We start from the raw sequence: 15,432 nt of genomic DNA, 5'->3' as shown, positions 1-15,432 counted from the left end.
TAGATTGTTTTCCCTACTGCCCAGAGGCCACCGTGGAACCGACCACCTCGACGCCGAAATCGGCAGCCTCCTTGGGCACGTTGGCGATGGCCACCACGAAGCCGATGGACTGGTCCGGCTTGACGCCGAGATTGGAGAGCGAGTCACCAAACTGGTTGTTCATGATGGACTCGATCTTGGCCATGGGGAGCGTGCCCAACTGCTCGGACGAAAGGCGATTACCGCAGTAGGCGGTCTTTTGCAGCAGCACCTTGCCTGCCTTGTCGAAGATGCTCACCTTGATCTGGATCGAGGCGCGCGCCTTGCGGTAAGAATTGACCACCTCGCCGTTAACCACGAAGAGTTCACCGGCCTCCTTGTTCTGGTGGAAGGAAGCCAGGGCGTTCTTGATCGTGATGCGCCCCTCCTCCGGGACCTCCATACCGAACCACTTGGCGACAAAACCTATGCCGTACTGGTCCAGCTTCTTCATCGCCTCGGGGCCTTTTTGCAGCAGATACAGCCCGGCGCCGCTCAGGGCCAGTACCACGACCACGCAGATGGCGACAATGGCGATGGTAAGCACGGAACGACCCTTGCGCCTGGAGGAGATAGACAGCGGCGGCAGTTCCTCTTCGAACCCTTCTTCCGGAACGGCAGCAGCAAATGACTTATCACCAAAACTAAAGTCGAGAGAGGACTTGGCGGCCGGCTTCGCTTCGGCGGTTGCGCCAGACACGGCTGCTACCTCTTTGTCGCCTGTGGCAGCGGCTGCAGCCACAGCGCCTGCCAATCCCGCAGCGGCAACTGCCACAGGAACAGAACGTTCGCTCTCGGGTTCGGCCTTGGGCGTGTCGGAAAAGGAGAAATCACCGAAGCTGAAATCTTCGTCCTTGGCCGGGGCAGCTTCCTCCCCTTGAGCAGCTGCATTGTCAACAGCCGAGCTTTCCACAGCACCCTCGCTGGGCGCTTCTGCCAGGGTGTCTTCGAAGGAGAAGGTCCCCGCCTCCGGTCCGGCAGGCTCTTCCTGGGCGGAAAGCGCCGGTTCCTCGAACGAGAAATCGCCGAAGTCAAAAGAATCTGCGCCAGCCGCAGTGGCAGGCTCTTCCGCAGGAGCAGCAGCCGGCTCATCGAAGGAGAAGTCCCCGAACTCCGATGATTCCGCGGCAGGTGCGACTTCCTCCTTGGCGGCTGCAGGTGCCTCGTCAAAAGACAACTCGCCGTAATCCACTGCGGCGGCAGGCGCTTCCGGGGGAGAAGGCTCGGACCCGGCAGAGTTCTCCTCAAAGGAGAACTCGCCGAAGTCGAAGGCGTCAGCCGCAGGCTCGGCGGAGGCAGTTGCCTCCTGCTTGGGCGCAGACGCGGTTTCCTCGAAAGAAAATTCGCCGAACTCTAGCGTATCCGTTGCTGCCGGAGCGGCCTCCTCCTTATTGGCTGCCGGGGCAGGCTCATCGAAGGAGAGTTCGCCGAAATCCAGTGCGGGCTCTGCGGCTGCCGGCGCCGGTTCCTCTTTGGCCGCAGGGGACTCGTCGAAGGAAAATTCCCCGAAATCGAAATCAGCCCCTGCCGCGGCCGGAGCCTTCGGGGCGCTTGCCACCGGCTCCTCGCTGAACTCGAACTCGTCAAACCCGCTGTCCGCAGGGGCGGCCGGAGCCTCCTTCCCGGCGGGCATACCGGTCTCAACGTTAATGTCACCGAAATCAATATCCCCTGCGCCGGCAGCTTCGGTGGCTGTCGGGGTGGCAGCGGTCACGGGTGCTGCTGCTTCGGGCTCGAAGCTGAAACCGGCAAGGTCGTCCTGCTCCGGCTGGGACGCTTCAGCACCGAATTCGGGGGGCGTTTCCTTGCCGGCCTGAGCGGCAACCTGTTGTGGTTCGGCCTGTGCCGGGGCCTGCGCCCCCAGTCCGGACAAAAGGGCGTCGAAGTCCGACTCTTCCGCCTTCTGCTCGGCACCGGCCACAAAGACGTGCCGGCACTTCGAGCAGCGGACCTTGACACCGCCCGGCTTCAGCTTGGAATCGTCCAGCCTGAACTTCGTATTGCACTGGTCGCATTGGAGAATCATCGACCCCTCCGGATTGTTTTGGATCTTCCATTAATTTTCTCAACGGTTTCCTATAACAGAAGCAAATTATAGTGTCAATGATTCTGGTCGCCCCGACGCCTTTGTGGTATAAATAGCCGGTGTGCCGCATCCCAGCGATAATATAAGAGGATCACCATGAGACACCTCCGCCTTGTATACCTTTTATTCTTATTGGTCACTCTGTGCAGCGCCACCATCGTCCAGGCCGCACCGGAGCTAGCCGTCGAACGGGGCAGTTTCAACTTCGGCAGCGTAGCCCAGGGGAAGAAAGTCCAGCATACCTTCACGATCAAAAACAACGGCGATGCTCCCCTGCAGATCAAGAAACTGGACGCATCCTGTGGCTGTACTGCCGCCAAGCCCTCCACATCGGTGGTCCCCCCCGGCAAAAGCGCCGAAATAGAGGTCACATTCGATTCAGGTTCGTTTTCCGGGAAGGTCACGAAGACCGTGACCCTTACCAGCAATGCCGGCAAAAGCCCTGTTTACACCTTTACCATTGAAGGTACGGTGCTCGAGCAGTTGCAGGTATCACCGCGGCAGGTAAGCCTTGGCGCCGTGAGCAGCAGCAGTGCTACTCAGGCCAAGGTCAACATCGCCAATAACAGTAGCGTGACGATAAAGCTTTTGAATGTAACCGTCACCTCCTCTTCGCTGCTGATCAGGCCGACGATCAAAAAAGCGGAACTGAAACCAGGGGAGAGCGGCGTGATCGAGATCTCCGTGCTGGCCAAGCCGGAGGCGAAGATCCTGAGCGGGTACCTGCATATCAGCACCAGTCTTCCGCAGAAGAAAGAAATCACTGTACCGGTGTACGGCTCCATCCCGAAGTGATTTTTTAAAGTTTCATCTTGAGTTGGTTCTCAAAATAGTGTAGTAATGAGTTCTTTCCCGGGCGGGTAGCTCAGTTGGATAGAGTACTGGCCTCCGAAGCCAGGGGTCATGGGTTCGAATCCCATCTCGCCCACCAGCTTAAATTACAGACATAGCAGTCTAGACAAAAGGCCCTGAGAGATCAGGGCCTTTTTGTTTATCAGCGGCAGCGCAGCAGATATACTCCACCAGCCCCATCGTTTTGAGCGATCCTTCCTGTTCCAACCATCCTTTCCAAACCTTTCGTGCCCCTGCTGCAAGCCCCAGCGAAACAGCTGTTCATCAACATTTCGGCCAACTGTAACGAAGCTGTAACATCCATGGTTCAAGCTGTGAGCGTATCAGAAGCGGTCCCTCAGTAGATACGGGCGACCACCCCTTGGAGGAAGTTACGTGGAGTTAGAGATGCGTTCCTGCTGCACACATGAGACGGACGGCTCAGCCGCGGCAAGCAAGAGAACCGAACCGGCCCTGGCCAGGAAACTGGGTGGAGATGCCGTCTTCCGTTACCTGACCACCATTTTCGCCTTCAGCATCCTTGCCATTCTGGCGCTCATGCTTTACGAAATGGCAGGCGAGAGTCTGCCGGCCATCAAGGAGTTCGGCTGGAACTTCGTGAAGTCGAAGGAATGGGACGCGGTGCAGGGACATTTCGGCGCCCTCCCCTACCTGTACGGTTCGGTGGTCTCCTCGGTGCTGGCCTTGCTGCTCGCTACCCCGCTGAGTATCGGCGCCGCGCTCTTCATCACCGAGATCGCCCCAGGGCGCCTCGGCTCCCTGGTGGCGCCGCTGGTGGAACTGTTGGCCGCCATCCCCTCGGTCATCTACGGCCTTTGGGGCGTGCTGGTGATGGCGCCCTGGCTGCAGAGCACGGTCCAACCGTACCTGATAGAGCACTTCGGCTTCCTCCCGTTCTTTGACGGGGCACCCTACGGTGTCAGCATGCTGGCCGCCATCTTCATCCTGATGATCATGGTGGTGCCCATTATCACCTCCATCACCCGTGAAGTGCTGTTGGCAGTGCCGCAGAGCCAGAAGGAGGCCGCCATCGCCCTGGGTGCGACGCGCTGGGAGACCATCAGGGTCGCCATCCTCCCCTACGGCAAATCCGGGATACTGGGAGCCGCCATCCTCGGCCTGGGACGTGCCATCGGCGAGACCATGGCCGTCACCATGGTAATCGGCAACGCGCCCAACATATCACTCTCGCTGCTGTCACCCGCCTACACCATGCCCAGCGTGATCGCCAACGAGTTCGCCGAAACCACTTCCAAGCTGCACGCCTCCGCGCTCATGGAGATCGGTCTGATCCTCATGGTGGTCACCCTGATCGTGAATGCCCTGGCGCGGCTTTTGATCTGGAGCGTGTCCAGAAGCGCCAAGGGAGGCGTGGCATGATGCAGAGCGTTACCTACCGCAAACTGAAGAACCACCTGATGAGCGGGCTCATGCTGGTCTGCACTCTGGCCGTATTGATTCCGCTGGGGCTCATCTTCTTCCACATCCTGAAAATGGGGCTGAGTTCGCTCTCACTCGACTTCTTTACCCATGTGCCCGCGCCGACAGGTGAACCGGGAGGGGGGATGGCCAACGGCATGTTCGGCTCGGCCATCATGATCGCCGGCGCCTCGCTGATCGGGCTTCCCATCGGCATACTCGGGGCCATCTACCTGTCCGAGTTTGGCGGCTCCAGGGTCTCCACCGTGATCCGTTTCGCCGCCGACGTCCTTTCGGGGACCCCGTCCATCATCACCGGCATGGTCGCCTACACGCTGCTCGTGGTACCCATGAAGGGCTTCTCCGGCCTGGCCGGATCGGTGGCGCTAGCCATGATCATGATCCCGATCGTGCTACGCACCACCGAGGAGCAGTTGAAGATGGTCCCGGGTTCGCTACGGGAGGCATCGCTGGCCCTCGGCGTCCCCTTCTGGCGCACCAGCCTCAAGGTCACCCTGCGCAGCGCACTGTCCGGCGTGCTCACCGGCATCCTTCTGGCCGTGGCCAGGATCGCGGGCGAAACCGCGCCGCTCCTGTTCACCGCGCTCGGCAACCAATTCTGGAGCAAGAACGTGCTGCAACCGATGGCGGCGCTCCCGCTGCAGATCTTCAGCTTCGCCATCGCCCCCTACGAGGACTGGCACCGCCTTGCCTGGGCCGGCGCGCTGGTGCTGGTGACGGTCATGTTCGCCCTGAGCCTCACGGCCCGCTACTTCGGCAGGACCAGGCAGGCAGGGTAAAAGACAGGTCAAGATTAAGATTGAGGTTAAGGTTGAGGCGCAGGGTGCGACAGGTTCCCGGGCTTCAACGTCAAACGGAATTCGAGAGGAAACAGATGAACACCAACAAGGTACAACTGGAACAAGTCAACATACACTTCGGCAAGACCCATGCGGTGCGCGACATCAGCATGACCTTCCCGGAAAACAGCGTCACCGCCATCATCGGGCCGTCCGGTTGCGGCAAGTCCACGCTGCTGCGCTCCATGAACCGGATGCACGACCTGGTTCCATCCGCACGCGTCACCGGAAAGATCCTGGTCGATAACGGCGACATCTACGACAAGGGAGTGGACCCGGTCGCCATCCGCCGCCGCGTCGGCATGGTGTTCCAGAAGCCGAACCCGTTCCCGGCCATGTCCATCTACGACAACGTGATCGCCGGCTACAAGCTGAACGGCAGGCTTCCGCGCGAGGAGGCGGACGAGATCGTCGAGAGTTGCCTGAATCGCGTGGCGCTCTGGGACGAGGTCAAGGACCGCCTCAAGAGCAACGCCATGATGCTCTCCGGCGGGCAGCAGCAGCGCCTTTGCATCGCGCGCACCATTGCGGTCAAGCCGGAAGTGATCCTCATGGACGAGCCCGCCTCCGCACTCGACCCCATCTCAACCTTGAAGATCGAGGAACTGATCGAGGAGTTGAAGGAGCGCTACACTATCATCATCGTCACTCATAACATGCAGCAGGCCGCGAGGGTTTCTGACTACACCGCCTTCTTGTACATGGGGGACCTGGTCGAGTGCGGCGAGACCAAGAAGATCTTCACCACCCCCGAGGAGAAGCGGACCGAGGACTACATCACGGGGCGTTTCGGCTAGACCCGGAAGCGCCGTACCCCATCGAATTTCAGAGCGGAGAGACTATGGAAAGAGAGCATTTCAGCAAACAGTTCGACAACGAACTGAACGTGATACGTGAAAAACTGTTGGAGATGGGCGGCAAGGTGGAGTCGATGATCGCCAACGCCATGAAATCGCTGGTGGAACGGGATACCGAACTGGCGGAGCGCACTATCGCCTTCGACCACGAGATCAACACCCTGGAGATGGTGATCGACGAGAAGTGCCTGGAGGTCCTGGCACGTCGCCAGCCGGCGGCACGCGACCTGCGCTTCATAACACTGGCCCTGAAGATCGTGACCGACCTGGAGCGAATCGGCGACCAGTGTGCCAATATCTGCAAGCGCGCGCGGGAGTTGAACCAGGAGCCGTCTCTGAAGCCCTACATCGACCTGCCGCGCATGGCCAAGGCCGCGTCGGACATGGTGAAGGAAGCACTCGACGCCTTCGTGCGCGGTGACGACGCCCTGGCCATCAAGGTCTGCCAGGACGACCAGTGCGTGGACGAACTGAATGAGCAGATCCAGCGGGAGCTGTTGACCTTCATGATGGCTGACCCTAAAACCATCAGCCGCGCCATGAAGGTCATCTACATCTCTAAGTGCCTCGAGCGCATCGCCGATCACGCCACCAACATCGCGGAGATGGTCATCTTCATGATCAAGGGGAAGGACATTCGCCACACCATCGCGTGATTCCCCGAAGCATCTCCGGGCAGTAACATAAAGGACCGCACGGCAGTCCCCCATCAAAATCACCCCTGTCCCCCCTTTGCAAAGGGGGGCACGTTATGGCATCGCCTCCTCCTTTGCCACACCCTCTGGGTCCACGTTTCCTGGTCTCGTCCTTAACCGGAACACACTCTGGCTCACCGTTTCCTGAATAAAAACAGCCCGCGCTGGATGCGCGGGCTGTTACACGGAGTTGAAACGTCGGTGCGGTCGGAGCAGTGGCTATTTTCACGCGCCCCCCGGCCGGCCGGGACGCAGCGCGATCTGCTGCTCTAGAACGCGGGGATGATGGCAGCGCCGTACTTTTCCTTGAGGAACTGCTTGAGCTCGGGGGACTGCAGTGCCGCCACCAGTTTCTTGATGTCCTCGCGGGTTTCCTCACCTTTTCTCACAACTACGATGTTCGCGTAAGGAGACTTGGCATCCTCGCGCGCGATGGCGCTCTGCGGGTCGATCTTGGCGTCGAGTATGAAATTGGTGTTGATCACCGCGCCGTCCACGTCAGGAAGGGTCCTGGTGAGCTGGGCCGCCTCGACCTCGACAAATTTGATCTTCTTCGGGTTTCCCACGATATCCTGCGGCGTCGCCTGGAAGTTGGAGATGCCGGGCTTGAGCTTGATAAGCCCCTGCTTCTCCAGGAGCGCCAGGGCGCGGTACTCGTTGGAGGGGTTGTTCGGGACGGCGATCTGGGCGCCGTTTTTAAGTTCAGCCACAGACTTGATCTTCTTGGAGTAGAGGCCGATCGGCTCCACGTGGATGCTGCCGGCCACGTTGAACTGGTAGTTCTTCTCCTTCACCACGGCCTCGAGGTAGGGGACGTGCTGGAAGTAGTTGGCATCGATCTGTTTCTCGGCGAGTGCCGGGTTGAGCTGCACTTCGTCGTCGAAGGTCACCACCTCGAGGTTTACCCCCTGCTCCTTAAGTTTCGGCACCACGAACTTGAGGATGTCGGCGTGCGGCACCACCGCCGCTCCGACCTTCAAGGTCTTCCCTGCCGGGGCCGCGTTCCCAGCGCCCTTACCGGCATCACCTTCCTTTTTCTTGCAACCCGCCGCGGCCACTGCAACCAGTGCCAGTGCGACCAGGGCGACGCTCAACTTGCCGGTAAATCTATTCTTCATCTTTGTGTCCCTCCGTTGGTAATCAGGCCCTTAGCCGAGCCTATGTTGGTTTCTATTGATCCGTCGCGCCAGTCGGTCGCCACTCCACTGCACCCCCTGAACGAAAACGACGAGAATGAGGACAGTCGCGAACATGACGTCCTCGCGGTAGCGCATGTAGCCGTAACGAATGGCGAGGCTACCCAGCCCCCCTGCCCCGATCGCCCCTGCGGTCGCCGTGAACCCGGTAATGGTAATGACCGCGAGGGTCACGCCGAGCACGAGCGACGACAGGGCCTCGGGAATCAACACCTTGCGCACGATCTGCAGCGGTGTCGCCCCCATGGCGAGGGCCGCCTCGACCTTGCCACGGTCGACTTCCTTCAGGCTGTTCTCGATGATGCGCGCCAGGAACGGGGCCGCGGCGATCGAGAGCGGAACGCAGGCCGCCGTCGCTCCTAGCGTTGTCCCCACCAGGAAACGCGACAGCGGCAACAGCAGCACGATCATGATGATGAAGGGAAAGGAGCGGGTGATGTTGATCACGGCGCCAAGAACACGGTTCAGCCGCGGCGACTCCAGGACGTGGCCGGTCGACGTGATCACGACCAGCACCCCGAGCGGGAGGCCCAGCACGATGGCCGCGACCGTGGACAGCACCACCATGTACAGCGTTTCTCCGAAGCCCGTGAGGAGCATCGGTATCAGGTCTTCATGCATGGTCATCTCCTCCCGTTCCTAGATTCCGGCTCCGTAGCCCTGTAACAGCGCGCTGTGCTCCAAAAAGAGCTTCATGGTCGCGCTGGAAGGCGCGGAAAAGACCTGCTGCACAGATCCGCACTCGACGATCTCGCCCCGGTCCATGACTGCCACCTTGCTGCAGATCTGCTTGATCACGCTCATTTCGTGGGTGATCAGGACGATGGTCAGGCCAAGCTTGCGGTTTATGTCGGCCAGTAGTTCCAGGATCGAGCTGGTAGTCTGCGGGTCGAGCGCCGAAGTCGCCTCGTCACTCAAGAGCACCTCCGGGTGGTTGGCAAGGGCGCGCGCGATGCCGACCCGCTGTTTCTGCCCACCAGAGAGCTGCGCGGGGTAGCTCCCTGCCTTGTCCGAAAGCCCGACCAGGTCCAGGATCTCCTCGACCCGCTGCGTGATCTCCTTGCGCGGATAGCCGGCCAACTCGAGGGGAAAGGCGACGTTCCCCTGCACCGTCCGCGAATCGAGCAGGTTGAAGTGCTGGAAGATCATGCCGATCTTCTTGCGCGCCTCGCGCAACTCGTGCGTCGCCAGTCGGGTGATCTCCCTGCCGTCGACGACTATGCTGCCGCTGTCAGGCTCCTCGAGCCGGTTCAGGCAGCGGATCAGGGTGGACTTGCCAGCCCCGCTCAGCCCGATAATGCCGAAGACGTCCCCTCTCTCAATGTGCAGGTTGACGTCGCGCAACGCGGTGAACGTTCCGCGCGGCGTATGGTACAGCTTGTTCAGGCTGTCTATGGTTATCACTTGCCCCCCGGGGAATACGACGCTGATGCAAAAACAAGGCGAGGGAACTTCTTCCGCCCCCAGCTTTCTGGTCGGCGATTAGTGCTTCCTTCTTTAATCAGTGTGGTATCATGGTTTACCAAATTTGACCATACAAGTCAAGTAGACAATCAAATTAACGCACACAAACATGCACTAACACACAGTAGAATAGAGATTCGGTATTCTCAGGCTGATCCTCAAGCCAGCATTTACTCGAGCAGGTCTCTGACCCGGCCGCGATGTCCCAACTGTTAGCTGGGGGTGGCTGACACGAAACAAAAAAAGGTGGGCCGGCACAGCGCCGACCCACCTGTAGGCAAAGGGGACTGGCACCTTTCGGAGCCAGTCCCCCTGTTTTTTCCAACCGGTCTACTTGATGGTCTTGATGGTCTTCTGCACCATCTTCACCACGCTCTCGGGAAGCGGGGCGTAGAGCATCGGGGCGGCCATCTTCTGCCCCTTGGTCATGCTCCAGTTCAGGAATTCGACCAGCTTCTTTCCTTTGGCCGGATCCTTCCGGTGTTCATAAACCAGCAGCCAGGTGAAACCGACCACGGGATAGGCATCCTTACCGGGCTGGTTCACCAGCGAGATGCGGTAGTCGGCGGGCATGTGTTTCACAGCGGCTGCGGCAGCAGCGCTGGTGGACTTGATCGAAGGCGCCACAAAGACGCCAGCCTGGTTTTTCAAGGAGGCATAGGGAAGCTTGTTCTCAAAGGCGTAGGCAAGCTCGACGTAGCCGATGGAATACGGGGTGGTCTTGATCTGCCCGGCAATACCTTCGTTCCCCTTGCCGCCCAGGCCTACCGGCCACTTGACGGAGGCGCCCTTCCCTACCTTCTGCGCCCACTCGGCATTTACGCCGGAAAGGTAGTCGGTGAAAATGCTGGTGGTACCGCTGCCATCTGAACGGTGCACGACGATGATGGGTTTGGCCGGGAGGTTGATACCTTTGTTGTCATCGGCGATCCTCGGGTCGTTCCACTTGGTGATCTTGCCCAGGTAGATGTTGGCCAGGTCCTCGGAATTCAGCTTGATACCGGAAGGAACACCGGGAAGGTTGTACGTTACCACGACGGCACCCATGACGGTCGGAATGTGGATCAGCTTGCCGGGGGCCCCCTTGAGTTCCGCATCGGTAAGGAACTTATCGCTGGCGCCGAAGTCGACGGTCTGCGCCGTGACCTGCTTAATGCCGCCGCCGCTGCCGATGGACTGGTAGTTGAATTTCACGCTCTTGTCGATCTTGGCGTACTCGCTGAACCACTTGGAATACAACGGGTACGGGAAGGTAGCACCGGCGCCGTTGATCAGGGTCTCTGCCGACGCCTCGCCCGCCGCGCCCACTGTGGCAACCAGGGCCAGCGCCAGGAATGCTTTCTTAATGGTCTGGATCATCTTTTCCTCCTCATTGGTTTTGAAGCGACTATAGCGGTGTTATGTTGCAGTCCGGTTACAACCGCCGCAAGACTTTGTAAAAAACCGTGACGCAAAATGATGCCTTCCACCCGCCGTGGACGGGGAGGCAAGGAAATTGGCCGCACCGACTTTCCTCCTTGCCACCCGAGAATAAAACGGTATTAATAAAAAGTTTTAATCGTAACAGTTTTGGCCCGACAAAGGATGAGGGAAAGCACTGCAGCGGATGTGGAAGCAGAAACACGCGGAACGGGTGCGTGGAGGAAGAGATGGCTACCGCCACTGTACAAGCACGGAATCCAGAGCGGCAGCGCACGGCGCAGGGGCCTACCATACTGCTGGTGGACGACAGCCCGACCCAGACGAGGCGCCTGGAACATCTGCTCGCGGCCGAGGGCTACCGCGTGCTGGGGTGCCGGGATGCCGGCGAAGCACTGGCGGGCATAGACCAAACGCAACCCGACCTCGTCATCAGCGACGTCCTCATGCCCGGCATGGACGGATTCGAACTCTGTCGCCGGATCAGGGCCCAGAAAGAGGCCAGCCAGCTCCCCGTCATCCTGCTCACTCACCTCAACGACCCTACCCACGTACTGCGCAGCCTCGAGGCCGGCGCCAACTACTTTATCTCCAAGCCCTACCATAACGGTATCCTACTGTCGCGTGTCGCTGCAGCCTTGCGACGCGAGCAGGGGGGCTGCGTGGCCGCTGACGACGGCTCGGTCAACTGTAACTACTACGGCAACCGGTATGCAATCGCGGCATCGAAACCCCAGATCATCGACCTTTTGCTGGCGACGTACGAGCTTGCGGTGGAGAAGAACCAGGAAATATCGAAGACGCATGACGCCCTGAGACGGCTCAACGAAGAGCTGGAAACAAGGGTTGCCAAGCGGACCGCGGAACTCAGAAATACCATTAGCGAACTGAGGCAGGAGATAGCCGACCGGGAAAGTGCGGAGGAGTGCGTGCGGCGGCTGAACCGTCTGCACTCCGTGCTCACGGAAACCAGCAAGGCAGTCGTGCACATCAAGGACCGGCAATCGCTGTTCCATGACTTCTGCCGCATCGCGGTGGACCACGGCTGTTTCAAGCTGGCCTGGGTGGGGCTCCTCGACAAGGGAGGAACGGTGGTGCAAGTCGCCGCCGCGCGGGGGACGATCGCCTACCTGAACGGTGTCACCATCACACTGGACCAGGAACCGACCGGCAGCGGCCCGACGGCCAGCGCCATCAAGAACGGGAGCTTCTACATCTGTAACGACTTCCTGCAGGCCGAGAACACGGCGCCCTGGCACGAGCGCGGCAGGGAGTACGGCATCCGAGCCTCTGCCAGCATCGCGTTGCAGCAGGAGGGACGGGTCATCGGCGCGCTCACCCTGTACGCCGACAAGAAGAACTACTTCGACCGTCCCCAAGTGGAATTATTGCGCCAGATGGGAGCCGACATCTCCTTCGCCTTGGGCAACATGGTCAGGGACGACCGCAGGCTGGAGGTGGAACGGGCGCTCCTCGAGGAAACGTCACGCCGTCTCCAGGAACGGGAACAGCATGCCCAGAAAATCGAGTACCTGGCACACTACGACCCGGTTACCAAGCTCCCCAACCGCTTCAGCCTCATGGCCCGGCTGGCCCACGCACTGGAACTGGCCAAGCGATGCGAAAGCCGCCTCGCGCTGATCTTCATCGACCTGGACCGGTTCAAGAACATCAACGACTCCCTGGGGCACCACGTGGGCGACCTCCTGCTCTTCCAGGTGGCGGGGCGCCTTTTGGAGTCGATCCGCAGCGCGGACATCGTGGCCCGGCTTGGTGGCGACGAATTCGTGGTGGGGCTCCCCCTGCTCCGCTCCAACGTCTCGGCGGCGCACGCCATAGGCAAGATCCAGCATGCCCTGTCCCAGAGCTACTACGTCGAGGGGCACGAGCTGAGTGTCACGCCGAGTATCGGCATCAGCATCTTCCCGGACGACGGCGAGACGGTCCAGGAGTTGATGAAGAACGCGGACCTCGCCATGTACCACGCCAAGGCCGGAGGTCGAAACAACTTCCAGTTTTTTACACAGGAGATGAACCAGACAGTGCAGGAAAGGCTGGCGCTGGAGGGGGACCTGAGGGTGGCCATTGAGCGGGGCGAATTTGTGCTGCATTACCAGCCGCAGGTGGAGATGAGCAGCGGCCGGGTGGTCGGCGTGGAGGCGCTTTTGCGCTGGCAGCACCCGGTACGCGGACTGGTGGCGCCGGACCGCTTCATACCGGTAGCGGAGGAAACCGGGATGATCGTCGCCATAGGGGAGTTGGCGCTGAAAAGCGCGTGTCGCCAGCTCGCGTCCTGGATCGCGGACGGGCTCCCGCCGATCAGGGTATCGGTCAACCTGTCGGCGCGCCAGTTCCGGCAGGACAACCTTCCCACCCTTTTGCTTGAGATCCTGCGCGAGACCGGGATCGCAGCGCACCTTTTGGAACTGGAGATAACGGAGAGTTCGGCGATGGACAACCCGGCGGACGCTATCCTGCACCTGCAGGGCTTCAGGGAGATGGGGGTAGAGTTGGCTATCGACGACTTCGGCACCGGCTACTCGTCGCTCAGCTACCTAAAGCTCTTTCCGGTGCACCGGCTGAAGATCGACCGCTCCTTCGTCAAGGATATTGACACTGACACCGACGACGCCGAAATCGCCGCCGCGACCATCGCGCTCGCACACACGCTGGGCAAGGAAGTTGTGGCCGAAGGGGTGGAAACCGAGTCCCAGTGCCGCTTCCTGCAAGGGCAGCGCTGCGACATCGTACAGGGGTACTACTTCAGCCGCCCGCTGCCACCGGAAGAACTCGTTCCCTACCTGAAACGCTCACCCATACCATCCTCGCTGCCACTCAACTGACCACGTCATAGGATGTAATCGGTGGAGAGGAAGTGGGACTTTCTTTCCTTGACGATGCCGGTGATGATGTCGCGGTTGGCATCGGTCTCGCGCGCCGCCACCACGATCCTGATCGAGAAGACGCGCAGAGCGTCGGCGACGGACTGGGTCCCTTCGGCCGAGTTCTTGCGTCCGTTGAAAGGGAAGCTGTCCGGGCTTCTCTGGCACTTGCTGTTGATGTTGATGCGGCAGACCTGGTTCACCAGGGCGTCGATCAATTGCGACAGTTGCTCCTCGTTCCTGCCGAAGATGCTTGCCTGCTGGCCGTAGTTGGACTGCACCACGTAGTCGATGGTCTCCTTGAGGTCGTCGTAGACCACCACCGGGACCACCGGGCCGAACTGCTCCTCGTGGTAGACCCGCATCCGGTCGGTCACCGGGTACAACAGCGCCGGATAGAAGAAGGAGCCGCTCGTGGTCCCGCCGCCGGGGTTAACCACGCGGGCCCCGAAGGCCTCGGCGTCGCGCAGAAGGCCCTCCAGGTACTCAGGTTTCTCCGGCTCCGGGAGCGCGGTGATGGCGACACAGTCCTGCCAGGGTACGCCGCACTTGAGCGCAGCAATCCCGCGCGCCATCCCCTCCAGGAAGGGCTCGGCGATGTCCCGGTGTACGAAGATGATCTTCAACGCGGTGCAGCGCTGGCCGTTGAAGCCCAGGGCGCCAGAGACGCACTCCTCGACAGCGAGGTCGAGGTCAGCGTCGGGAAGGATGATGGCGGGGTTCTTGGCGTCCAGTCCGAGCACGCAGCGCAGCCGGTGCGGGCGGGGATGGCTCGCGCGCAGGGCGTCGGCAACCTTACTGGTGCCGATGAAGCCGAGGACATCGATGCGGCCGGTGGCCATCAGGGGGGGGAGCACCTCCTCGCCGTCGCCGTACACGGTGTTGACCACGCCGGCGGGGAAGCAGTCGCGGAATGCCTCCAGAAGCGGCGCGAACAGGAGGACCCCGAAACGCGGCGGCTTGAGCAGGATGGTGTTGCCCATCACCAGCGACGGGATCAGCGTGGTGAAGGTCTCGTAGAGGGGGAAGTTGTAGGGGCCCATGCAGAGCACGACGCCCAAGGGCGCGCGGCGGATCTGGCCGATGATCCCCTGCTGGATGACGAAACGGGAGGAGACCCGGTCCAGTTCCTTGAGCGCCTCGACGGTGTCCTTCAGGTAGGCGAGCGCGCGGTCGAATTCGGCTTCGGCCTCTTGGAGCGATTTGCCAATCTCCCACATGAGGAGTTTGACCACATCGGCACGCTTGGCGCGCACGGCGCTACTGAAGCAGTTCACGCACTGGATCCGCTCCCCGACCGACATGGTGGGCCAGGTCCCCCGGCCGTTGTCGTAGGCGTTCACGGCGACGTCGAGCGCCTCCAGGGACGCCGCCACGGAAAGGGCGGGCGCCTCCCCTACCCTCTGCGCTTCAGGGTATGCTCCGTTGAGCACCTGCACCGGCGAGAACACCTCCTGCATGGGGCCCTCCCAGCGGCGCAGTTCGCCGCCGATCAGGTAGTAGTCCTGTCGGATCGGGCTTTCTATGCGATAGGGAGCGGGGATTTCCTGCGGCAGCGGGGACAGTCCTGCGATCTTCTTCTTCACTTTGCCTTCCTTGCTGACAGACGTGGTTGCCGGACAACTGGATCCGGCCTCTGGTCGACGGCATGCGTCACTCTTGAGCTATACGCCAACACAGAAGC

Annotated in this window: 12 protein-coding genes and 1 tRNA gene; 7 read left to right on the top strand and 6 right to left on the bottom strand. The window is 60.8% G+C overall.

The genetic code is table 11. The annotated features are described in order from the left end of the window. Window positions 1-13: 13 nt before the first annotated feature. Window positions 14-2,044, bottom strand: a complete 2,031-nt coding sequence (locus tag K7R21_RS03320; protein WP_224981873.1) for a DUF3426 domain-containing protein — start codon at window positions 2,042-2,044, stop codon at window positions 14-16. 156 nt (window positions 2,045-2,200) lie between these two features. Here K7R21_RS03320 and K7R21_RS03315 point away from each other — a divergent pair, with 156 nt between their 5' ends. From K7R21_RS03315 to phoU, 6 genes are all read left to right on the top strand, one after another. Continuing rightward, window positions 2,201-2,899, top strand: coding sequence for a DUF1573 domain-containing protein (locus K7R21_RS03315; RefSeq protein WP_224981872.1), 699 nt, complete (start codon window positions 2,201-2,203; stop codon window positions 2,897-2,899). A 59-nt stretch (window positions 2,900-2,958) separates the two neighbouring features. After that, a tRNA-Arg gene (locus tag K7R21_RS03310) sits at window positions 2,959-3,035 on the top strand. A 296-nt stretch (window positions 3,036-3,331) separates the two neighbouring features. After that, window positions 3,332-4,336: a phosphate ABC transporter permease subunit PstC gene (gene pstC / locus K7R21_RS03305; protein ID WP_404813619.1), complete on the top strand. Its 1,005-nt coding sequence runs from the start codon at window positions 3,332-3,334 to the stop codon at window positions 4,334-4,336. Then, window positions 4,333-5,175, top strand: a complete 843-nt coding sequence (gene pstA / locus K7R21_RS03300) for a phosphate ABC transporter permease PstA (RefSeq protein WP_224981871.1) — start codon at window positions 4,333-4,335, stop codon at window positions 5,173-5,175. Before pstC ends, pstA begins: the two co-directional genes overlap by 4 nt. 95 nt (window positions 5,176-5,270) lie before the next feature. Further along, complete coding sequence (gene pstB / locus K7R21_RS03295) at window positions 5,271-6,032, top strand: phosphate ABC transporter ATP-binding protein PstB (protein WP_224981870.1); 762 nt, start codon at window positions 5,271-5,273, stop codon at window positions 6,030-6,032. 44 nt (window positions 6,033-6,076) lie between these two features. Further along, window positions 6,077-6,748 (top strand): phosphate signaling complex protein PhoU, encoded by a 672-nt coding sequence (gene phoU / locus K7R21_RS03290; RefSeq protein WP_224981869.1) that lies wholly within the window; start codon window positions 6,077-6,079, stop codon window positions 6,746-6,748. A gap of 308 nt (window positions 6,749-7,056) precedes the next feature. On the opposite strand, the gene K7R21_RS03285 is transcribed toward phoU, so the two are convergent. The 4 genes from K7R21_RS03285 to pstS all read right to left on the bottom strand — a co-directional run bounded on the left by K7R21_RS03285 (window position 7,057) and on the right by pstS (window position 10,806). Then, the gene (locus K7R21_RS03285) at window positions 7,057-7,905 is read right to left on the bottom strand and encodes a MetQ/NlpA family ABC transporter substrate-binding protein (RefSeq protein ID WP_224981868.1); all 849 of its coding nucleotides are present in this window, start codon (window positions 7,903-7,905) and stop codon (window positions 7,057-7,059) included. 30 nt (window positions 7,906-7,935) lie between these two features. Beyond that, a complete protein-coding gene (locus K7R21_RS03280) occupies window positions 7,936-8,610 on the bottom strand; it encodes a methionine ABC transporter permease (RefSeq protein WP_224981867.1) in 675 nt (224 codons plus the stop codon). A gap of 12 nt (window positions 8,611-8,622) precedes the next feature. Next, entirely contained in the window at window positions 8,623-9,387 is a 765-nt protein-coding gene (locus K7R21_RS03275) for a methionine ABC transporter ATP-binding protein (RefSeq protein ID WP_318248316.1), read from the bottom strand. Between the two features lie 390 nt (window positions 9,388-9,777). Next, entirely contained in the window at window positions 9,778-10,806 is a 1,029-nt protein-coding gene (pstS, locus tag K7R21_RS03270) for a phosphate ABC transporter substrate-binding protein PstS (protein ID WP_224981866.1), read from the bottom strand. 290 nt (window positions 10,807-11,096) lie between these two features. On the opposite strand from pstS, the gene K7R21_RS03265 reads away from it, so the two are divergent. After that, entirely contained in the window at window positions 11,097-13,709 is a 2,613-nt protein-coding gene (locus K7R21_RS03265; RefSeq protein ID WP_224981865.1) for an EAL domain-containing protein, read from the top strand. 5 nt (window positions 13,710-13,714) lie between these two features. On the opposite strand, the gene K7R21_RS03260 is transcribed toward K7R21_RS03265, so the two are convergent. After that, window positions 13,715-15,334: an NADP-dependent glyceraldehyde-3-phosphate dehydrogenase gene (locus K7R21_RS03260; protein ID WP_224981864.1), complete on the bottom strand. Its 1,620-nt coding sequence runs from the start codon at window positions 15,332-15,334 to the stop codon at window positions 13,715-13,717. Between the last annotated feature and the right edge of the window lie 98 nt (window positions 15,335-15,432).

Origin of the sequence: Geomonas agri (assembly GCF_020179605.1) — a bacterium.
GTDB lineage: Bacteria > Desulfobacterota > Desulfuromonadia > Geobacterales > Geobacteraceae > Geomonas > Geomonas agri.
The sequence above is the reverse complement of the archived record's forward strand: the minus strand, read 5'-3'. Positions and strand labels throughout refer to the sequence as shown.